Below are 22237 nucleotides of genomic sequence, written 5' to 3'. Positions count from 1 at the left end.
GCCTTCGCGCTTCGTTGCTTAAAGACCGACGACGCCGGCCAGGCCGCCGATGTCCTTGATCTCGGTGTAGTTGTAGTACGGCGTGGACGGCTCGTGACCGCGGGCGACGAACACCTTGTTCTTCACGCCGAGATCGTTGGCCGACATCAGGTCGTAGCGCAGGCTCGACGACACGTGCAGGATGTCTTCCGGGCCGCAGCCGAGGTTATCGAGCATGTATTCGAAGGCTTGCAGACGCGGCTTGTAGGCCTGCGCCATTTGCGCGGTGTACACCGCATGGAACGGCGCGCCGAGCTTGTCCACGTTGCTCTGGATCTGGTCGTTCGAAGCGTTCGACAGGATCACCAGCGGGATTTCCTTCGCCACCTTGGCGAGGCCTTCCGGCACGTCGGCATGCGGACCCCAGGTCGGCACGGCGTCGTAGAAGCGCTGAGCTTCGGCGTCGTCGTAGGCGAGCTTCCAGCGCTTGAGCGTGCGGCGCACGGCATTCTTCACGACTTCCTGGTACGGCTTCCATGCACCGAGCACTTCGTCGAAGCGGAAGGCGGCGAAGTCGCGCACGAACTGATCCATTTGCTCGGCGTTGACGCGGTCGGCGAAGATTTCGCGGGCCATGTCGCCCATCCTGAAGCGGGTCAGCGTGCCGTAACAATCGAAGGTGATGTATTTGGGCCTGAAGCGGGTCATGTCTATGTCCTGTGGTCGGCAAGTATCAGCGTTGGGCAGAGCGAAGAAGCGGTCGTTGCTGGCGCCGCAACGGCTACTGAAATGAATTACACCACCCCAAAAAATCGGGGTTGTCGTGTTATGGACGCCGCCGAACACACAATCCGCCGTTTTTTGCTGCTCACTCAGCACACTATGCGGCGGCACTCAGGGGGTGCCCGCGATGCGTTCCCATGGTGCGGGTATGCCCTGGTGCGGACGTCCGGAGCGAGACGATGCAAGGCTTTGCGGGGCGTCCGATGGGTCGGCGCGACGGCCGGCAGAAACGACAACGGCCGCGTCGGGAAGCGACGCGGCCGTATTGGCACGCTGGAAACCGCGCTTTCAGCAGCAGATCGTGCTGCACCTGCGCCGGCTTATGTATGAGGTTTGGCAAGCATGCGCGCCAGGCTCTCCAGCGCGAAGAGATGTAGCAAGCTCAAGCGCCCTGGTTCAGATCGATCAGCACGCTCTTGAAACGCAGATTCGCTTCAAACGCCTGGCGCCCCAGATCCTTGCCGAGCCCGGACTGCTTATAGCCGCCGGTGGGAATGACGAAATCGGCGGTACGTCCATAGCGGTTGATCCACACCGTGCCCGCTTCGATACTGCGCATCGCCCGTAGCGCACGGCTCAGGTCCGCCGTGTGCACACCCGAGGCGAGTCCATATTTTTCGTGGCTGGCGAGTGCGAGTGCTTCGTCTTCGCTGTCGAAGGTCTGTACGGTCAAGACCGGGCCGAACACTTCTTCGCGCACCGCTTCGGACGTCGCGCTCACATGGGTCAGGATAGTGGGCGCGTAGAAAGCGCCTTCGCCATCGACCGGCAGCCGCTTGCCACCCGCTGCGATCTGCGCGCCCTGCTCGACGCTGCGTGCGACGATGCCTTCGATACGTTGCGCCTGCTTGGCGGAGATGATCGGCGGCAGCGTGGTGCCGGCGGCCCAGGTGTGGCCAGGCTTCAACGCGGCGAACGCGGATGCGATGCCGTCGATCAGGCGCGGCGCGGCCGAGCGCTCGACGATCAGCCGCGAGCCGGCGACGCACACCTGCCCGGCATTGCCCGCAATCGCTCCAGCGACGCGGCGTGCCACCAGATCGAGGTCGGGGGCATCCGCGAAGACGATTTGCGGGCTCTTGCCGCCGAGTTCGAGGGTGACCGGCTTGGTGCCGGTTTGCGCGCACGCCGTCATGATGGCCGCGCCGGTCTGGCTCGAGCCGGTGAAGGTCACCTTGGCAATCTTCGGATGACGCACCAGCGCGTCGCCGGTGATGCGTCCATCGCCTTGCACGACGTTGAAGATGCCCGGCGGAATGCCGGCAGCGATAGCCAGTTCAGCGAGCCGCAGCACCGAGAACGGCGTCATCTCCGAAGGCTTCAGCACTACCGCGTTGCCTGCTGCCAGCGCCGGCGCGATCTTCCACGACGCCATCACCAGCGGGAAATTCCACGGGGCGATGGCGCCGATCACGCCGTACGGCTCGGCGACGATCATGCCGAGATGATCCGGGCGCGTCGCCGCGACCTCGCCGCCGATCTTGTCGGCGAACTCCGAGTAGAAGCGGATGCCTTCGGCGGTGAACGGCACGTCCCACTGCGCCGCATCGCGAATCGGCCGGGTGGAGCCGACCGACTCCAGACGCGCCAGCGTCTCGACATCCGCCTCGATCAGATCGGCCCAGCGGCGCAGCGTGCGGGCCCGTTCGCGCGGCGCGCGGCGGGCCCAGTCGCTGGTTTTGAAGGCGTGCCACGCATCTTCGACAGCACGATCCACCAGTTCGGCGTCGGCCACCGGCAGATCGGCGTACACCGCGCCGTCCGACGGGCGCAGCACATCGAGCGCGGCGGCGCCATCCACGTAGCGGCCGCCAATAAAGTGCGCGCTGCGCACGGCAATCAGAGCGGGATCGAAGCTGTCCATTGTGTCCATTCCAGTTCGCAGACGAGATGCGAATCATGGTACGGGCGATGCCGCAGCATTTGCTGCCATGATGGCCGGGGGCGACCGTGCGATGTGTGCGTTGTGGGGGGTGGGCGCAGTGGAGGATGCCGTATCCCTCCCGCAATAAGATCGTCCTAGCCGCCACGTCCACGCAGTGCGACATTACGCAGGCATATTGAAGAGGAGTGGAAAGTGACTCAACCGCTTGCTGGAGTACCCGTCCGGTTTCGGCCGCTGACGGCGGGCGATTTGCCTGCCGCGCACGAACTGTCGGTGGCGGTCAAATGGCCGCATCGCCGCGAAGACTGGGAATTCGCGCTCAATCTGGGCTCGGGCGTCGGCGCTGAGGACGACGACGGCCTCCTCGGCACGGCCTTGCACTGGAAATTCGGCGCGGACCACGCCTCGCTCGGCATGGTGATCGTCGCGCCCGAGCAGCAAGGCCGCGGCATCGGCCGCGATCTGATGACGCGCACCATGGATGCGCTCGGCACGCGCACCACCTTCCTGAACGCCACCCGCGCCGGCCAGCCGCTCTACGAAAAGTTCGGCTTCAAGGCGGTCGGCAGCATCCATCAACACCAGGGGACGGGCGGTGCGCATCCGCCGGCCGTGCAACTGGCGCCCGGTGAGCGCATCCGTCCGCTCGGCGCACGCGACCCAGATCGGCTCTCGGCCCTATTGAACCGCGCGGCCGGCTACGACCGCACCCAGGTGCTCGCCGCACTGCTGAACGTCGCAGAGGGCGTGGTGCTCGATCGCGATGGCGAGCCGGTCGGCTTCGCCTTGCTGCGCCGCTTCGGCCGCGGTCAGGTGATCGGGCCGCTGGTGGCGCCGCATATCGAAGGCGCCCAGGCGTTGATCAGTCACCTGGTTGGGTCGAACGAAGGAAAGTTCGTGCGTATCGACGTCACCGGCGATTCCGGCCTCTCCGACTGGCTCGACGACCTCGGCCTGCAACAGGTGGACGCCGTCGTCACCATGGTGCGCGGCGACGCGCCACAACCCGAGGGCGTAGCGCGGGTCTTCGCCATCACCAACCAGGCGCTCGGTTAAGCGCTACCCGACCTCAACGGACGCCGCGAATGACCTTCCTCTACAAGGCCGACCCGGTGCGCGGCGCGCAGTGGGCGCGCCTCTTTGCCGAAAAAGCGCCGCAGATACCGTTTCGCATCTGGCCGGACGGCAGTGCCTCGGCCGACGCCGAAGCAGTGCGTTACCTCGCAGTTTGGGAAGCACCGCATGACCTCGCCACGCGCTTCCCTAATCTGGAAGTGGTGTTCTCGGTCGGCGCGGGCATCGACCAGTTCGATCTTTCGGCGATCCCCGCGCATCTGCCGGTAGTGCGGATGATCGAACCGGGCATCGTAGCGGGGATGGTCGAGTACGTGACCCTCGCCACGCTCGCACTGCACCGCGACTGGTTCACCTATGCCGCGCAGCAGCGCGAGGGCCGCTGGCAGGCGCTGCGCACACGCGTCGCGAGCGAACGGCGCGTCGGGGTGCTGGGTCTTGGCGTCCTCGGCCAGGCCGTGCTGACGCGTCTCGCCAGCTTCGGCTTTCAATGTGCCGGCTGGAGCCGTTCGCCGCGCACGCTCGATGGGATCGAATGCTTCGCCGGCGCGGAAACGCTGCCGGCATTTCTGGCCCGCACCGACATTCTGGTGTGCCTGCTGCCGCTCACCGACGCCACGCGCCATATCCTGAACCGCGAGTTGTTTGCACAGTTGCCGCGCGGCGCGGCGCTGATCAACACGGGACGCGGCGGTCATCTGCAGCAGGATCATCTGCTGCAGGCGCTGGAAAGCGGGCAACTCAGCGCGGCCGTGCTGGATGTGGCGGACCCCGAACCGCTCGCAGCAGATCATCCGCTGTGGCATCACCCTCGCGTGATGCTGACGCCGCACGTTGCCAGCATGACCCAGCCGGACAGCGCGGTCGAAGTCGTGCTCGACAATCTGCGTCGTCACCGTGCGGGCCAGCCGTTGATCGGTCTGGTGGACCGCGCCCGCGGATATTGACGCACCCGCAGCGTGCATCAGGCACGCTGCGCCGCCATGGAGGTGCGCGTCTCAAACCGTTGTGCCCGCATCCATCCCTCTATCGCGCGCAGCACAAAATGCTGCGCCGCCCGCAAAAACACAATTCCCGCCTTCCAGCAGCGACGAATCCCCGCGTCTTCGTTGTTTCTGTCCCGCTACCATGGTTTGCATGCGGTTCGCGCCCGCGACACGCGTTGCGCGCACCTTCCCGGCACTTCGTGCATTGCTGCGCGCACAACTCACGCACTCCATACCATGTCCACGTCCTCACTGATCGAATCCGACCGCAAACATCTGATCCATCCGGTAGCCAGCCTGCGCGCGCATGAGCAGCGCGGCGTCACGATTCTCGAGTCGGGGCGCGGCGCCTGGCTGCGCGATATCGACGGCAACGAACTACTCGATGCCTTCTCGGGCCTCTGGTGCGTGAATACCGGCTACGGTCACGAAAGCATCGTACGGGTAGCGACCGAGCAGATGAGCCGCTTGCCCTATGCGACCGGCTATTTCCACTTCGGCTGCGAACCGGCTATCAGGCTCGCCGAACAACTCGTCGAGCTGGCGCCGAACTCGCTGCGTCACGTGTACTTCACGCTGGGCGGCTCGGATGCGGTGGATGCCGCAATCCGCTACATCACGAACTACTACAACGCGACGGGCCGCCCGCAGAAGAAGCAGTTCATTGCGTTGGAGCGCGGCTATCACGGTTCGTCGTCGGTGGGCGCGGGCTTGACCGCATTGAGCTCGTTTCATCAGAACTTCGATGTGCCGCTGTCTAACCAGCATCACATTCCGTCGCCGTATCTGTATCGCAGCGAGGTGGGCGACGATCCGCAGGCGGTGATCGACGCGTCGGTTGCCGCACTGCGTGCGAAGGTTGAAGCGCTTGGCGCTGAACGCGTAGCCGCATTCTTCTGCGAGCCGGTGCAGGGCTCGGGCGGCGTGATCGTGCCGCCGAAGGGCTGGCTCAAGGCGATGAGCAATGCGTGCCGCGAGCTCGACATCCTGTTCGTTGCCGACGAAGTCATCACCGGCTTTGGCCGCACCGGTCCGCTGTTCGCGTGTGCCGCCGAAGGTGTCGAGCCGGACCTGATGACGGTGGCCAAGGGACTCACCGCCGGCTATGCGCCGATGGGCGCCGTGCTGATGTCCGACGCCGTGTACAACGGCATCGCCGATGGCGCGGGCACCGGTTCGGCCGTGGGTCACGGCCAGACGTATTCGGCGCATCCGGTGAGCGCGGCGATTGGCCTCGAAGTGTTGCGGCTCTATCACGAAGGCGGGCTGCTCGCGAACGGCGTGGCTCAGACGCCGCGCTTCGAAGCTGGCCTGCGCGACCTGCTCGATCATCCGCTGGTGGGCGATGCGCGCAGCCGCGGCCTGCTCGGCGCACTCGAACTGGTGGCGGACAAAACCACCAAGCGCCGCTTCGATCCCGCGTTGAACCTGAGCGAGCGGATCGCCAAGACCGCCTATCGCAACGGCCTGATCTTCCGCGCTTTCAACGACAACATCCTCGGCTTCGCGCCCGCGCTGTGCTACCAGCGCGAGGAATTCGACATCCTGTTCGAGCGTCTGCGTCAAACGCTCGATACGGTGCTGGAAGCGCCCGAGGTGCGGGCCAGCGTTGCCTGAAGCAGTGCCCGGGATTTTGCCCCGGGCCTCGCCCAACGGCCTTGCAGCGCGCCGTGTAACCCGCCGAAAGGCTTGCTGCGTAAGGGTTTGCCGTGAAATTTTTCCGTGACGGGGCGTGCTACGATAGTCCCGTCACTGCGCTTCCATAGGTCATCGCCTCCGTGTCAACTAATGCTAGTTCAATGAAGCTGGACCGCATCGATCTGCGCATCCTGTCCCAGCTCCAAAAGAAGGGCCGCATTACCAATGTCGACCTCGCGGACGCGGTCGGCCTATCGCCTAGTCCCTGCCTGATTCGCGTGAAGCGACTCGAGAAGGCGGGCTATATCGCGGGCTATGGCGCGCATCTGCAGTTGAACAAACTCGGCGACATCCAGCTCGTGTTTACCGAAGTGACCTTGCAGGATCATCGCCGCGAGGATTTCGCCAAGTTCGAGGCCAGCATTCGCACCGTCGACGAAATCGCCGAGTGCCATCTCGTGAGCGGCGGCTACGACTATCTGCTCAAGTTCGTCACGCGCAGCGTCGTGCATTACCAGACCGTGATGGAAGATCTGCTGGAACGCAATATCGGCATTGAGAAGTACTTCAGCTATGTCGTGATCAAGTCGCCGTTCGTGAAGAATCATTACCCGATTGAGAGCCTGTTTCCGTTGACAGACTGAGCGGCGTGGCCTTGCGGGGGTCTGTGTCGACCGCGTCGGGTTCAGGGCATCAATCTATCCTTTCGTTATCCTTAACTCCCATTCCGGCGGTCGTCATGCCACTCACCTTGAAGCGTCCCGAACTCTCTCGCACACACAACTTCATCGCCGGTGAGTGGCGCGATGCCGTCGACGGCGCCCGCTACCCCGTCAACGATCCGGCCTCCGGCGTCGAGTTTACGAGCGTGCCGGACAGCAGCGAAGCCGACGCCCGGGCCGCCACCGATGCCGCCCACGCCGCGTTCGACGGCTGGCGCGAGCGCACGGCCCGCGAACGCGCGCAATTCCTCAAGCGCTGGCATGCGGCGATCGTCGCCAATACCGAGGACCTGGCGCGCATCATCTCGCGCGAGCAGGGCAAGCCGCTGGCTGAGGCGCGCGGCGAAGTGGCGTATGGCGCGTCGTATGTGGAATGGTTTGCGGAAGAAGCCGTGCGCAGCTACGGCGACATGCTCCCCGCCTTGATGCCCGGCAAACGGATGATGGCGGTGAAGGAGCCGGTCGGCGTGGTCGCTGCCATCACGCCGTGGAATTTCCCGCTGGCGATGATCGCCCGCAAAATTGCGCCGGCGCTGGCCGCAGGCTGTACCGTGGTCGCCAAACCCGCGGAGGACACGCCGCTCACGGCGCTCGCCCTCGCGCGGCTGGCTGAGGAAGCGGGGCTGCCTGCTGGCGTGCTGAATGTGGTGAGCGCCTCGCGCGAGCACACGCCCGCCACCGTCTCGAACTGGCTGGCCGATTCGCGTGTACGCAAGATCACGTTTACCGGTTCGACGCCGGTCGGCAAGCATCTGGCGCGCGAGTCCGCCGGCACGCTCAAGAAGCTCTCGCTGGAACTGGGCGGCAACGCGCCGTTTATCGTCTTCGACGACGCGGATCTCGACGCTGCGGTCGACGGTTTGATGGCGTCGAAGTTTCGTAACGGTGGCCAGACCTGCGTGTGCCCGAATCGGATCTACGTGCAGAACAGCGTGTACGATGCGTTCGCGCGCAAGCTGGTTGAGCGGGTCTCGGCGCTGCGGGCGGGCCCTGCCACGCGCGACGATTCGCAGATCGGCCCCATGATCAATGCGCGTGCTGTCGACAAGATCGAGCGTCACGTACAGGACGCTCTAGCACATGGCGCTGTGGTGCTGACCGGCGGGCGTCGTCTGCAAGGTGACGGTCTCGACGGTCCGTATTACTACGCACCCACTGTTCTGGGCGACGCCAACCGCGACATGGCCCTGTTCCATGAGGAAACCTTCGGCCCGGTCGCGCCGTTGTTCCGCTTCGAAAGCGACGCCGATGTGCTGCGCGAAGCCAATGACACGCCGTTCGGACTCGCGGCATACTTCTATTCGAACGATGTGCGCCGGATCTGGCGCGTCGCCGGCCGGCTCGAAAGCGGCGTGATCGGCATCAACGAGGGTGCCGTCGCCAGCGAGGCGGCGCCGTTCGGCGGTGTGAAAGAATCGGGTTATGGTCGCGAAGGATCGCGCTATGGGCTCGACGATTACCAGCACATCAAATATCTTTGCCAGGGTGGCCTGGTTTGAGCTTCGGCGAAGGCCACTTTCTTATCGACTGCGAATGGACACGCTCATGACAACCCCTTCCCCGCAGCAGGACCATGCCTACCCGGTCGACGTCGAATTCCCCGACCTCCGCCCTTATGCCGCTGGTAACACCGGTATTCCGTATGTCTACACGTTTGACAGCGGTGTGGACGGCCCTCATGTGATGATCAACGCGCTCACGCACGGCAATGAAGTGTGCGGCGCTATTGCGGTTAAGGCGTTGCTCGATCTGGGTGTCAAGCCGCGGCGTGGCAAGCTCACGCTTGGCTTCTCCAATGTCGACGCTTACCTGAGTTTTGATGCGGCGAAGCCGGATGCGTCGCGTTTTGTCGATCAGGATTTTAATCGTGTTTGGACCGCAGCTAAGCTTGATGACGCTAGCGTCGATTCCAGCGAGCTTAGGCGGGCTCGCGCTCTACGTCCGGTGATCGATACAGTGGATTTACTGCTTGATCTGCATTCCATGCATGAGCGTAGCGCCCCACTGATCGTTTCGGGTCCGCTGGACAAGGGGATTGAACTCGCTCGCGCCTTGGGGGCTCCGGGTACTGTCATCAGTGATGAAGGGCATCCGGAAGGGCGGCGCATGCGGGACTATGAAGGGTTTGGTGATCCGCTTAGCTCGCGGAATGCGCTGCTCGTGGAGTGTGGGCAGCATTGGGAGCCGTCGGCTGTTGTTGTGGCGAAGGACTGTACTGCGCGGTTTCTCGTGCTCGCTGGTGCGCTTGATGTTGGTGATCTTCCGGCTGATTGGTTTGCGGCGAAACCTGATGCTATACGTGTGATTCGTGTTACTCAACCTGTGGTCGCCAAGAGTATGGATTTTCGCTTCGCGGATGCGTTTACCGGATTGGAGATGTTTGCCAAGGCCGGGACTGTTATTGGTTGGAATGAGGGTGAGGCTGTGGTCACGCCCTATGACAATTGCGTGCTGGTGATGCCGTCGTTGCGGCAGCTTAGGCCAGGGGTGACCGTGGTTCGGCTTGGGCAGTTGCTGTAGGGATATGTGGCCGGCGGCCCATATCTGCACGCATTGGGACTATGGGCTATCGCGCTGATTGCGCTTTGCGTGTGGTTACGCCTCGGTGCAGTGCTGATCCTGCGGCGCAAAGCAGCAAGAGATTGGGTCGACACAGCGACTGTCGGACGCAGCATATAGGTCGCAGATCCGCACAGATGAAAGATGAAGAGTGACGCCCGCTTCGTGTGGGCATCTCTCTTAGGGTTTCAGAAGTTTGTACACCGTCGCCGACTTCCGCCAGGAGGATAGCAACCACGCGTCGATGACCATCACCGCGAGAATCCAGATGACAGGGCCGGTGGCACCGTGTTTTTCCCCAACAGCTTCGCCCAACCATCTGATAGAAAGGAGAACCGATATCAGAAGAGCAATCACGAATGACGCGAAAGACCTCGCTGGCGAATCGATACCGCAAATCTCGCCCGTCGCGTGATTCAGCCAGCCCACCAACGTTTGCCAGTTGTCCGTGTCACGCAATACCGCAGTCACGACCATGCCGTTTTCAAGCCGTGGTTCACCGCGCATCTGTACCGCGTACTGACGTTTGCCCGTGACGGTGACATTAAACGATGTCCTTGCAGCACCGTTTCTGTCTCTTTGGATAACGACTCCTCCAATGTTTTCAAACGTGACTGTGACGGCGTGATAGGTCATGGGAAACGGGTCGCCAACCGGGGCGACAGGCATTGATTCAGGGAGAGCTAATATAACCGCTACAGCATCTCGTATTAGCTGTGTTCCTTGAGGCGAATCGCTCATGATCGAATGCCGCGCGCACGCAACGCCATCACAGGCTGCTTCTACTTCATGTCGGCCCGCGCTCAGATATTCTGCACAAACATATACTGCTTCGTGACCTTCTCCGTCACTTCAAACACGCCCCGAAAGCCCTCCGGCACCATCACCGCGTCGCCCGGCCCAAACGGTTTGCGCTCGCCCTCGTCCGGCACGATTGCGCCGATTCCCGACAACACGTGGAAAAATTCGAACTGCCCCTCCGGGAAGTCGATCCGCCATGCGCCCGCCGTGCCGCTCCAGATACCCGTGCTGACCTTGCCATCGGCACGCTCGAATACCGGCCAGTCCCGACGCTCGGGTTGACCGCGCAGTAGCCGCTCCGGGCTCAACGACAGCAACGTGCCCTCGCCCTGCGGTTCGTTAAAGCACTCGCTCTGTACAGCATGCGTGGAAATGCTTTGTGACATCAATTGACTCTCTTTGAAGTAGTACGAATTTTGTTCTGCTGACGGCCCACTCTCTCGACTCCCCCTCAACTCGCGCGCCGCAACTCGGGCCACGATGCACAGAGGTCTGCAAAGATCAGGTCGATCGCCTCGGCATTCACGCCCTCCGTTTCAACATGCGCGTCCAGCGCATCGAAGATCCGGTGCTTGATGAAATAGCGCCATTGCACCGGTACGCCCGACAAAATGCGCGTGAGGGCCGCGTAACGTTCGCGCGTCCACTTCGCTTCGAAGGCCTCGCGGTATGGTCCGAACTCGAATGGCAACACTTCAATATCGCGCGCCAACGTCTGCGCCTGCTCGCGCAGCGCCGCCGTTTCGCGTGCGTCGATCTCGCCGTCGACAATCGCCACCGCATAGACCTCGCGCGCTTCCTGCTCGGTGACATAACCCCGTCGCACGTCGTCGCATACCCGTTGGACATCGCGATCAATCGGTCTGCCGTAACCGCCAGCCCCTGCGCCAACCAGGCGAATTACGTCCCCCGGATTGCAGATCACCAGGTCCGTGTTGCCCAGTTGCTCCGCATGCGGGGTATCCGGGTTCTTCGTGAAGCGCGCATTCGCGCCCGCATGACCGCCGCGCACGCCCCACGAAGCAAAATGCGTGCGGTCGCGGTTGCGCGCCGTCACAAGCGTGTTCGGTGCGAATACCTTGAACTCCATCACCAGGCCCTGGCCGCCGCGAAACTGGCCCGCGCCGCCCGAACCTGGTGCCACGCCATAGCGTGTGATGCGAATCGGCACCTCCGCCTCGTTGATCTCCACCGGCGTATTGCGCAAAAACGCATTGTTGGCGCCGGAGCCGTCCTCGCCGTCGTCGAATGACATGCCCCCCGCGCCGCCGCCAATCGGTCCGATCGACGCCATCACCGTACCGCCCTGCCGGTCCATCGTCTTTACGCTGAGAATCGACAGGCCGCCGGCTGGGCACGCTGCGAGTCGCTCCGGAATCGCGCGCGAAAATGCGCCGAATGTCAGCAGGTGCAGTAGCTTGCAGGTGAGGCTGCGCATACCGACCGCCGCCGGCCGCTGCGCATTGACGACTGTGCCCACCGGCAGCACGCAACGCGCCACCCGCAGCATGCCGCTGTTAAGCAGAATCTCCGGATTCAGCGTGTACAGCACATAGACGAAGCCCACCAGCGCGAGCGCATGACGTTCGCGGCCACCCGTGGGGATGTTCAGCGACGACTGCAGTTGCGGATCGCTGCCGGTATAGTCGAACTCGACACTGCCATCGCGGACACGCAGCGTCAGCGCGACGCGCATCGGTTTGCCGCGTACCGAGTCCTCATCCGCATACTCGGCGAAGAAGTACTCGCCGTCTGGAATGCCGCGCATGATGGTGCGCGCCTGTTCCTCCGAGTAATCGAGCAGCGCCTGCATGCCCGCCTTGAAGCCGTCAATGCCAAAGCGTTCGATGATCTCCAGCACGCGTCGCTCGCCGGTATGCAGCGACGCCAGTTGCGCATGCAGATCGCCGACGTTCTGGTCCGGCACACGCACATTGGCCGCCATGATGCGCAGCAGCTCTTCATCGAGCACACCGCCCCGCACGATCTTGGTGGGCGGAAAGCGGATGCCCTCCTGCTCGATTTCGGTCAGCGTGCGCGACAACGAAGCCGGCACGGCGCCACCCATGTCGGTGTTGTGGATGTGGCCGCCCACGAAGCAAACAATCTCGCCTTCGTAAAACACCGGCTTCCACAGCACGATGTCCGGCGTGTGCGTGGCGACGAAGCCGCTGTACGCGTCGTTCGTCATGCCGATATCGCCCGGCTCGTAGTGGTCGATCATGCCAATCACCGGGCCGTAGTCGAGGCCGACATACCAGGTCGCGCCCAACGTCTTCGGCGAAGCAAACGTGAGTCCATCCGGCGTCGTGATCGCGCACGAAAAGTCCTCGGTCTCTTTCACGAAGGTCGAGTGTGCGGTGCGCACCAGCGTGTACGCCATGCTCTCCGCTGCCGCGACGCAATAGTTGGCGAAAATCTGCAGTACTGCCTTGTCGAATTGCATGCCCCGCTCCGTATCAGTTCGCGCCAACATAGGTAAGGATCAGATTGCCGTAGGCATCGATACGTCCCGAGAAACCCGGCAGCACACAGGTCGTGCAATCGTCCTGCGCAATCACGGCCGGCCCCGCAAGTTGCTGGCCGGCCAGCAGCTTCGCGCGATGGAACAGCGCCGCATCGCGGAACGCGCCGTCCATCCAGACCTTCACCGTGGCATCCGGAACCGGAGGCTGCTCGCTTGCTTCGATAGGCCGCAATGCCGGCTTGGGCGTCACCGATGCAATCACGAGACGCAACGCGACCACCTGGATCTTCGCTTTCAGATCGCTATGGCCGTAGAGTCGTGCATGCTCGCGGTGGAAAGCCTCGCTCAGCGCGCCAATGTCGCGGTTCTGCAGCCATGCCAGTTCGAGCGGCGTGTCGATCTCAAAGGACTGGCCCTTGTAGCGCATGTCCGCCGAGACCGTGATGCGCGCCGCGCGGTCATTACCGGCATGGCCGGGCGCGGCGGTCTCAGCGGCCATCCACGCGCGTGCGGCCGTTTCGAGCGAGTGCGCATCGTCACGCAGCGCATCGAGCGCGGCTGCGTCGAGGTCGTAGTAGGTGGTCTTGACGAAATCGTTCTTCGTATCGGCAATCAGGCCGCCGAGTGCGCTCAGCACACCTGGCGTCGTGGGAACAACGACCTGCTCCATGCCGAGCGCCCGCGCGAAATAACACGCGAGCATCGGCCCAGCGCCGCCGAACGGCAGTAGCGAGAAAGTACGCGGATCGATCCCGAAGCGCGACACAATGCGGCTCACGCCCGCATACATGCCGGATACCGACACGTTAACGATCGCTTCCGCCGTCTTGTAGATATCCGAGCCAAGCCGTTGGGCCAGCGCGTCGATGGCGCGGCAGGCCGCGTCGTGATCGACCTTCACCGAGTTATAGCCGAGGCTCGCGTTGCCGATCACGCCCATCACAGCAAAGGCGTCGGTGATGGTGGCGCGCGTGCCGCCGCGACCGTAGCACACGGGTCCTGGGTTCGAACCGGCGCTCTCCGGTCCGACCTTGAGCACGCCGAAGTCGTCCACCCACGCAATCGAGCCACCGCCGTCGCCGATAGACGACACCGAAACCGAGGGAATATGAATCTGGAAATCGCCGATGTATTCGCCAGTGGCGTATTGCGGCTCGCCGTCGATGATCAGCGCAACGTCCGCGGTCGTGCCGCCGATGTCGAGGCTCATGCAGTGCCGCAGCCCGCAGAGTTGTGCAACGTAAGCGGCGCCGATCACGCCGGATGCGGTGCCTGAGAGGATCATCTGCACGCAGTTGGTCTTGCCGGTCTCAGCGCTCATCACGCCGCCGTTCGACTTGGTGACCTTCATGTCCGCCGCGATTCCCGTCTCGCGCAGTGCATGTTGCAGCGACGACAGATAGTGCGACACCTTCGGCTGCACATACCCGCCAATCACCGCCGTCGAGGTGCGCTCGTACTCGCGAATGATCGGCCATACGTCGGACGAACACGAAACGAAGAAGCCCGGCATCGCGCGCTCGAGTATCGCCTTGACCTCGTGCTCATGGACCGGATTGCGATACGAGTGCAGCAGCGACACCACCACGCCTTCGCAGCCCGCGCGCTTCAGCTTGTCGAGCGCGTCGAGCACGCTGGCTTCGTCCACCGGTGTCTCGACCGTGCCGTCCGCCGTCAACCGCCCGACGATGCCGAAGACGCGCTCACGCGGCACCAGCGGCGCGGGTCGCTTCGACATCAGGTTGTACATGTCGGGACCTTTCAGACGGGCAATATCCAGCACGTCCTCGAAGTGCCGCGTCGTAATCAGGCCGAGCTTCAGACCCTTGCGTTGCACGACGGCGTTGACGCCGACGGTGGTGCCATGCGTGAAATAGTCGACTTCATGCGGATCGACGCCATAGCGCTCGGCGAGACCTTCCATGCCGCGCAACACCTCGGCGCCAGGGCTGTCGGGCCGGGAAAACACCTTTAGCGTTTTCAGCTCCCCCGTTTCGTCATTCAGTACTGCGAAGTCGGCAAACGACCCACCGATGTCCACACCGATTCTCAAGCCCATGAAGTTTTTCCTTTAGTTCGGCGCTGCCCGCTGCACTTTGCCATTCGATGCGTAACGCCAATCCATGTCGCACATCCGGCTCAAGCATGAACGCACGGCGTCCTTTCTCACACTACCGTGCCTTCCCGCAACGCCGGGATCTGCTGCAGGCTGGTCAGATCGACCTCCGTGCGATGGCACAGTACTTCAGCACCATTCGACAATTGCCGGCGCGCCGGCGCCGTGGTGTTGCACAAGCCATCGACACGCAACGGGCAGCGTCCGAGGAACGTACACAGTTCCGAGTGTTCCGCACGCGGCCCGATTGGCGGCAACTCGCTGTGACAGCGGATGGAGGCCTCATCGAGCCAGCCCGCGCGCAGTTCCGGCGCCGACGAGATCAGCAGATCCGCATACGGATGGAACGGCGGCGCGCACAGCGCCGCACGGTCGCCCGCCTCGACGCGATGACCGGAATACAGCACGACGATGTCGTCACTGATGGCACGCATCTTGCCGATGTCGTGAGTAATGAACAGGTACGACACGCCGAGCTTGCGTTGCAGATCGGCGAGCAGATCGAGGATCGCCGCGCCCACCACGGTATCGAGTGCGGACGTCACCTCGTCGCAGAGAATCAGATCCGGCTCGGCAGCGAGCGCACGCGCCAGGTTGATCCGCTGCTTCTGACCGCCCGACAGTTCGCCCGAGCGGCGCGTCGCGAGTGCAGCCGGCAGACGCACCAGATCGAGCAGTTCGGCGACGCGCTGACGCGCGCGCTCGCCCTTCATGCCGTGATAGAACGCAAGCGGGCGGGACAGAATCCGCTCAACGGTATGCACCGGATTCAACGCCGTGTCCGCGTTCTGGAACACGATCTGGATGCGGCGGAATTGTTCCTTGGTGCGCCGGTTCAGACGCTTGGGCATCGGCTCGCCATCGAGCAGCAACGAGCCGCTCGCCACCGGCACCAGGCCCGCAATCACCTTCGCCAGCGTGGTCTTGCCCGATCCGGATTCGCCGATCACGCCCACGGTTTTGCCGCGACGAATCACCAGATCCACATCATCCAGAATGCGTGCGGCCGGGAAACCCTTGGCGTCGACCTTGCCGTAACCGGCGACGAGACGCTTGACCTCCAGCAACGGGCGCGCTTCCGCACTCGTAACAGCGCGCGTTTCGGGACGCGCCCCGCGCGGCGTCGGCATGACTGCTGCAATCAGGCTCTGTGTATAGGCATGCGCCGGTGCATGGAGAATCTGCGCCGTGCTGCCCACTTCGCGGATCGCGCCGTCGCTCAGCACCACGATGCGATCGGCCATCTGCGCGACCACCGCCAGATCGTGCGACACATACACGGCTGTCGTGCCGAGTTCCTTCACGACCCGCTTGAACGCCTGCAGCACGTCGATCTGCGTAGTGACGTCGAGCGCCGTGGTCGGCTCGTCGAGAATCACCAGCTCGGGGTCCGTGATCAGCGCCATTGCCGCCAGCAGCCGCTGCAACTGCCCGCCCGACACCTGGTGCGGATAACGCTTGCCGATCAGCTCCGGCTCCGGCAATGCCAGCGCACGGAACAGTTCGACGGCTTTCGCCTGCGCCGCGGCCTTGCTCATGGTCCGATGGATCAGCGCGCTTTCGATCACCTGATCGAGAATCGTGCGAGCCGGATTGAAGGCCGCCGCCGCGCTTTGCGCGATATAGGCCACCTTGCGGCCGCGCAGCGAAGCCAGTGCGTCAGGCGACAATGCCCGCACGTCGCACTCGCCGACACGGATCGAACCGCCGGCGATCCGGCAGCCGGTGCGGGCATGTCCCATCAGCGAGAGCGCAATGGTCGTTTTGCCCGAGCCGGATTCACCGATCAGCGCGAGCACTTCGCCACGAGCGACCGTGAAGTCGATATCGTTCACGATGGTGGTTTCCGGGCGGCCCTCGCTGCTGCCGACCACCCGTAGACCGCGCACTTCAACCAGATTGGCAGGTGTGCTGTTCATCTCAACGAGCCTCCGCGGCACGGCGCAAACGCAGGCGCTTGCCGCGCCCAGGCAGCCCGTCGATCAGCAGGTTGACGCCGACCGTCAGGATCGCAATGGCGATGGCCGGCATCAGCACGACTGGCGCACCGTCACCCAGCCCCGCGATGTTTTCCCGCACCAGCGAACCGAGGTCCGCATACGGCGGCTGAACGCCGAGCCCGAGGAAGCTCAGGCTGCTCAGCAACAACACCACGAACACGAAACGCAAGCCGAGATCCGCGAGCATCGGATGAATCATGTTCGGCAGGATCTCCACGCAGCAGATATAGATCGCGTTCTCGCCGCGCACCTTGGCGACCTGCACGTATTCGAGCGCGCTGATGTTCACAGCCAGCGAACGCGCAATGCGATACGCGCCAGGCGTGTAGCTGATTCCTGCGGTCAGGACCAGCAAGGTCAGCGACGACCCAAACGCCGCGACGATCATCAACGCGAACATCTTGGTGGGAATCGAACTCACGGCGTCGAGTACGCGGCTCATGGTCTCGTCGACCGCGCGGCCCGCGACCGCCGCCAGCAAGCCGAGCCCGGTGCCGCACACGGCGGCGAACAGCGCCGCCGCCAGCGCGAGCAGCACGGTGAGGCGCGTACCGTACATGATGCGGCTCAGCATGTCGCGCCCCAGGTAGTCGGAACCGAGCGGCAGGTGGGCGCTGAACGGCGCGAACACGTCCTGCGTCACGATCGCGCCAACCGGATTCGGCGCGAGCCACGGCCCGAAAATCGCCACCAGCAGAGCCAGCGCCACCATGGCCGCGCCGATCCAGCCGCTCAACGACAGCGAAGGCACACGACGGCGCGCGGCGCGTTTGGCCAGCGGCGGCGGGACAGAGCCACCGCCCCCGGACGGTGCGGGTGAATGAGAGGCGGGCATGGCAGGACTCCTTATGAGCGCCGCGTCGGCCTGCGTCGGCCTGCGTCGGCGAGCGAGGATCGACAGGTGACGGATGATGGAGGTTCATGTCCGCAGCCTCGGGTTGGAAACGATCGCGCACAGATCCGCGAGCAGCACCAGAATCAGATAGCCGAGGCAGAAGATCAGCGTGCAGGCTTGCACCAGCGGCATGTCGCGGTTGCTGACCGCGTCCACCATCAGGCGGGCAAGACCCGGGTAGTTGTAAATCGTCTCGACGATGATCACGCCGCCCAGCAGATACGACAGGCTCAGCGCCACCGCATTGGCAATCGGGCCGATCGCGTTGGGCAGCGCATGCAGCAGCACCACGCGTGCCGGGCGGGCGCCCTTGAGGATCGCCATCTCCACATACGAAGAGCCGAGCTGTTCGATCACCGCGGCCCGCGTCATACGTGCCATCTGCGCGACGATCACGCAGCACAGCGTGATGACGGGCATCGCATAGGCGCGCATGAAGTCATGGAAACTGTCGATCTCGCCGCCATACGAGAGGGCCGAGAGCCAATGCAGCTTGACCGCGAACACCAGCACCGCGAACGTCGCGATCAGGAACTCGGGCGTCGCAACCAGCGCGAGCGTGCCGAGACTGATGATGCGATCGAGCAGCGAGCCGCGCTTCACGGCGGCGAGAATCCCCATCGAAATGGCAATCGGCACCGAGACGAGCGTGGTGATCGCAGCCAGTTCCAGCGACTTCGGCAGGCGGCCGGCAATCATCTCGCTGACCGGCAGATTGCTCGACAGCGAGAGGCCGAAGTCGCCGCGCACGAGGCCCGCGAGCCAGTGCAGATAGCGCAGGTAGGCAGGCTGGTCGAGGCCGAACTGCAGCCGCAAGGCCGCGACCGTCTCCGGCGTCGCCGCCTGGCCGAGCGCCTGTTGCGCGGCGTCGCCGGGCAGCAGGTTGGTAATCGTGAAGATGATCATCGACACGATCAGCAGAATCAGCAGCGTCAGCGCAATGCGCTTCACAATCAGCGCTGCAATGGTCTGGTTCATCGCACGGGCCTCCTACGAGGATTGCAAAGGCCGGTGGCGAACCCTGGGGTTCGCCACCGGCAAGCCGGGTCAACGCGTGACCTGTCTGGCAGATCGACAGGTGCAGGCAGGTCAGGCGTCCCACCATACGTTTTCGGCGAACGAGAAGCCCATCATCCCGCCGGTCGGGATCGAACCCAGACCCTTGAGACGCTTGTCGTAACCGTCGAGCAGACTGATGAACGACGGAATGCCGATGCCGCCCTGGTTGCTGACGATGGTCTGCATGTCAGCGTACATCTGCTTGCGCTTGGCGTCGTCCGTTTCGGAGCGTGCCGAGATCAGCAACTGGTCGAACTGCGGATTCTTCCAGCCGGATTCGTTCCACGGCGCATCCGACTTGAAGAACTGCGTGAACAGCACGTCGGCGCTCGGACGCGGGTTGATGCTGCCGAAGCCGAGCGGATGCTTCATCCAGTGGTTCGACCAGTAGCCATCGGGCGGCACGCGGTTCACCGTCAGGTTGACGCCGATCTTCTGCGCCGACAGTTGCATCATCTCGGCCATTTCGATCGAACCGTTGGCGTCCGAGGTCGCGTAGATCGGCGGCAGCGTCAGACCCACGGCGCCCGCTTTCTGCAGATGAAACTTGGCCTTGTCCGGATCGTACGGACGCTGCGGCAATCCGGCGAAGTAGTAGCGATGGCCAGGAGGAATCGGCTGATCATTGCCGATCACTGCATAGCCGCGGAACACTGCGGTGCGGATCTGCTCGCGGTCGAACAGGTACTTCATGCCCTGCACGAAATCCGGGTTGCCGGTGAGCGCGTTGTCGCGCCGCATGATGAGGTCGGTATAGAGACCCGACTTGGTTTCCTTGATCGCGTAGCCGGGCGTCGCCGCCACGCGCTGCGTCGCACGCGGATCGACTGCGCTGATCAGATGGACGTCGCCGGAAAGCAGCGCATTCACGCGCGCCGAGTCGTCGCCAATCCCGATCAGCTCCACCTCGTCGAGGTAGGGCTTACCCGGGCGCCAGTAGTTGTCGTTGCGCGTGCCGACCGTGCTGACACCGGGCTTGAACGTCTTCACCTTGTACGGTCCGGTGCCCACGGCCGTCGAAAAGTCCGTGGTGCCGTCCTTGATGATGACCAGTTGCGGCGTGGCGAGAATCGCCGGCAGGTCGGCGTTCGGCGAGCTCAAGGTGACCTGCACTTCATCCGGGCCGCTCGCCTTCACTTCGTCGAACTGGTCCGCCACCGACTTCACTTTCGACGCCGTCGCCGGGTTCTTGTGGCGCATCAGCGAGTACACCACGTCAGCCGGCGTCAGCGCCTTGCCGTCATGGAAGGTCACGCTCTTGCGCAGCTTGAGCGTCCAGACCTTCGCGTCGCTGCTGGTGAACGATTCGGCCAGCGCCGGCTGCGGCGTCAGGCTGGCATCGAACTGGGCGAGGCCGCTATAGAACATGAAGAAGCGGATGTAGTCGGCGCCGGTCGAGCCCTTGGCCGGGTCCAGCGTGTCCGCGGTCGAACTGGATTCGTAGGCAGCCCGAATCTTGCCGCCCTTCTTCGGCGTGTCGGCGAAGGCGCTCGTTGCGCCTGCAAGCATACCGGTGGCCCCCGTGGCGAGCATTCCGCCCGCTGCCAATACACGCATCATGTCGCGGCGGCTGAAACCGGCTCGTTTGATTTCGTCGTCGTTCATGGAATCTACTCCTGGGACCAAGGGAAGAATGAATACGGTTTGTGTAGGCAGCTTCACCCGTCAAAGCGAGAACGTTGCGGGTTGAGTGAATTTAAGCACCGCAAAATTAACGGAATGTCCTGATTCGGCATCGCGCGCAAGCGAAACGAATCGTTTTGAGGGCGCTTCACAGCATGAATTGCTGCGCGCGTGGCGGCATGCGGCTGTCAGGCCGGTGGGATGGGCTTTGCAGCGTCCGCGGCGGGCGGATGGACGGGCGACGAGGCGTTGTGAGCCCGGTTTGGCAGGCCGTGCGCCTTTGAGGACGGTGGCCGCGAAGCGCGTACAGCAGAATTAAACGCTTGCCGGATTGAAGGTCAGCGTTTTGTGCTGCGCAAAAAAAAGCTCATCAAGTACCTCGCGATACCCGATGAGCCAACAAAAGACATCACGTCACACGTAGTGCATCACGTGATGCCGCGTGGTCGTGCGAAAAACTTAGAACTGGTGGCGCAGGGCAACCCGGACCACGGTCTGGCTCGAGGTCGACGACGGTGCGTCGGTACCGAGCACGAAGCCATCGTCCAGAACCGAGTTGGTCTTGTCGCCGCCGACCTTCTGGTACACGCCCTGGATATAGACGTCCGTGCGCTTCGAGAGGTTGTAGTCAGCCATCAGGCCCACCGTTTGAATCTTCGGCTTCAGGTTACCCGTCGACGCATCGAAGCTCTCGATCGTGTAGACGTACTCCGCGCCCACGTAGAACGTCGGCGTGATCTGGTACTTGCCGTTCACTTCGATGTTCTGGAACTTGAGGGTGTTGAGCGTCGCACCCGTCACAAGGGGAGCGGTCGTGCTGATGTAACCGTTCGCCGTCGGATTCTTGTAGTTCGAGTTGCTGTACGCGAGACCCACTGTGGCCGGACCGAACGTGTAGTTGACGCCGGCGCCCCACACGCGCATGCGCTCGGCGATGAAGCTCGCGTCATTGGTCGTGATCGCACCGCCGGTCGTCACACCCGGGTTGTCGGCTTGCATATACGCGGCGGCCACCAGCAGGCCGCCGTTGGTGTACTGGCCGCCGAAGCTATAGGCGCGGTCGTTGGCGAAGTTGGTGTCGTTGCTGAACGCATACGCACCGCCGAACTGGAAGCCGCCGATATTCGGGCTCGCGTACTTGACGGCGTTGTCCAGACGGAACGAGTTGTCGGAGTTGTCGTTATCGTACGGGTGGGCAAACAGGTAGCCGGCCCAGTTGCCGTTAGCCGTGGTTTGCGCGAAGTAGTCGACTACGGAGTCGTACTGGCGGCCGAGCGTGACCGTACCGTACGTGTTGTCCGCCAGCCCGACGTAAGCCTGACGGCCGAACAGGCGGCCGCCTTCGGCGAGTGCGCCGTTACTCGCGTTGAAGCCGTTTTCCAACTGGAAGATGGCCTTCAGGCCGCCACCCAGATCTTCCGAACCCTTGAGACCCCAACGGCTGCCCTGCGCATAGCCGCTCGCCATCTCAAACTCATGATTGCCGCCGACGTTGCTCGTGTAGTTAATGCCTTGATCGATCACGCCATACAACGTGACACTGCTTTGGGCGAATACAGGGGCGGCAAATGCTGCGGATACAGCCAATGCGATGAGTTGCTTTTTCATTACGATCTCCGGGCTTTTAAATATTCAAACGAGGCATTTTTT

17 protein-coding genes are annotated in these 22237 nt (G+C 63.4%); 6 read left to right on the top strand and 11 right to left on the bottom strand.

What is annotated here, in order from left to right:
* Positions 1–18: 18 nt before the first annotated feature.
* Positions 19–687 (bottom strand): haloacid dehalogenase type II, encoded by a 669-nt coding sequence (locus tag P3T42_RS07940; RefSeq protein WP_074294332.1) that lies wholly within the window; start codon positions 685–687, stop codon positions 19–21.
* A 457-nt stretch (positions 688–1144) separates the two neighbouring features.
* Positions 1145–2626 carry an aldehyde dehydrogenase family protein gene (locus P3T42_RS07935; protein ID WP_429305667.1) on the bottom strand — a complete coding sequence of 494 codons (1482 nt, stop codon included), beginning with the start codon at positions 2624–2626 and terminating at the stop codon, positions 1145–1147.
* A 213-nt stretch (positions 2627–2839) separates the two neighbouring features.
* Between P3T42_RS07935 and P3T42_RS07930 the strand changes: the two genes are divergently transcribed.
* The 6 genes from P3T42_RS07930 to P3T42_RS07905 all read left to right on the top strand — a co-directional run bounded on the left by P3T42_RS07930 (position 2840) and on the right by P3T42_RS07905 (position 9587).
* Complete coding sequence (locus P3T42_RS07930; protein ID WP_074294330.1) at positions 2840–3703, top strand: GNAT family N-acetyltransferase; 864 nt, start codon at positions 2840–2842, stop codon at positions 3701–3703.
* 29 nt (positions 3704–3732) lie between these two features.
* Positions 3733–4668 carry a 2-hydroxyacid dehydrogenase gene (locus P3T42_RS07925; protein WP_429305666.1) on the top strand — a complete coding sequence of 312 codons (936 nt, stop codon included), beginning with the start codon at positions 3733–3735 and terminating at the stop codon, positions 4666–4668.
* A gap of 276 nt (positions 4669–4944) precedes the next feature.
* Positions 4945–6324, top strand: a complete 1380-nt coding sequence (locus P3T42_RS07920) for an aspartate aminotransferase family protein (protein WP_429305665.1) — start codon at positions 4945–4947, stop codon at positions 6322–6324.
* 182 nt (positions 6325–6506) lie between these two features.
* Positions 6507–6989, top strand: a complete 483-nt coding sequence (locus P3T42_RS07915) for an Lrp/AsnC family transcriptional regulator (protein WP_074294327.1) — start codon at positions 6507–6509, stop codon at positions 6987–6989.
* A 95-nt stretch (positions 6990–7084) separates the two neighbouring features.
* Entirely contained in the window at positions 7085–8566 is a 1482-nt protein-coding gene (locus P3T42_RS07910; protein WP_429305664.1) for an NAD-dependent succinate-semialdehyde dehydrogenase, read from the top strand.
* 46 nt (positions 8567–8612) lie between these two features.
* A complete protein-coding gene (locus tag P3T42_RS07905) occupies positions 8613–9587 on the top strand; it encodes a M14 family metallopeptidase (protein WP_429305663.1) in 975 nt (324 codons plus the stop codon).
* Between the two features lie 219 nt (positions 9588–9806).
* On the opposite strand, the gene P3T42_RS07900 is transcribed toward P3T42_RS07905, so the two are convergent.
* The 9 genes from P3T42_RS07900 to P3T42_RS07860 all read right to left on the bottom strand — a co-directional run bounded on the left by P3T42_RS07900 (position 9807) and on the right by P3T42_RS07860 (position 22195).
* A complete protein-coding gene (locus P3T42_RS07900) occupies positions 9807–10262 on the bottom strand; it encodes a hypothetical protein (RefSeq protein WP_429305662.1) in 456 nt (151 codons plus the stop codon).
* Between the two features lie 167 nt (positions 10263–10429).
* Positions 10430–10813: a cupin domain-containing protein gene (locus tag P3T42_RS07895; protein ID WP_083640233.1), complete on the bottom strand. Its 384-nt coding sequence runs from the start codon at positions 10811–10813 to the stop codon at positions 10430–10432.
* A gap of 65 nt (positions 10814–10878) precedes the next feature.
* On the bottom strand, positions 10879–12873 hold the full coding sequence (locus P3T42_RS07890; protein WP_429305661.1) for a hydantoinase B/oxoprolinase family protein: 1995 nt from the start codon (positions 12871–12873) through the stop codon (positions 10879–10881).
* A 13-nt stretch (positions 12874–12886) separates the two neighbouring features.
* A complete protein-coding gene (locus P3T42_RS07885) occupies positions 12887–14953 on the bottom strand; it encodes a hydantoinase/oxoprolinase family protein (protein ID WP_429305660.1) in 2067 nt (688 codons plus the stop codon).
* Between the two features lie 107 nt (positions 14954–15060).
* Entirely contained in the window at positions 15061–16929 is a 1869-nt protein-coding gene (locus P3T42_RS07880; protein WP_429305659.1) for an ABC transporter ATP-binding protein, read from the bottom strand.
* Position 16930: 1 nt separating this feature from the next.
* Positions 16931–17845 (bottom strand): ABC transporter permease, encoded by a 915-nt coding sequence (locus P3T42_RS07875; RefSeq protein WP_429305658.1) that lies wholly within the window; start codon positions 17843–17845, stop codon positions 16931–16933.
* Positions 17846–17929: 84 nt separating this feature from the next.
* On the bottom strand, positions 17930–18883 hold the full coding sequence (locus tag P3T42_RS07870) for an ABC transporter permease (protein ID WP_074294318.1): 954 nt from the start codon (positions 18881–18883) through the stop codon (positions 17930–17932).
* A gap of 111 nt (positions 18884–18994) precedes the next feature.
* Positions 18995–20569 (bottom strand): ABC transporter substrate-binding protein, encoded by a 1575-nt coding sequence (locus P3T42_RS07865; protein WP_429305657.1) that lies wholly within the window; start codon positions 20567–20569, stop codon positions 18995–18997.
* Between the two features lie 477 nt (positions 20570–21046).
* A complete protein-coding gene (locus P3T42_RS07860; protein WP_074294316.1) occupies positions 21047–22195 on the bottom strand; it encodes a porin in 1149 nt (382 codons plus the stop codon).
* Positions 22196–22237: the final 42 nt, after the last annotated feature.

The sequence above is a fragment of the Paraburkholderia sp. GAS38 genome, from assembly GCF_050434965.1.
Classification (GTDB): Bacteria; Pseudomonadota; Gammaproteobacteria; order Burkholderiales; family Burkholderiaceae; genus Paraburkholderia; species Paraburkholderia phenazinium_A.
This window is presented reverse-complemented; position numbering and strand designations above follow the sequence as displayed.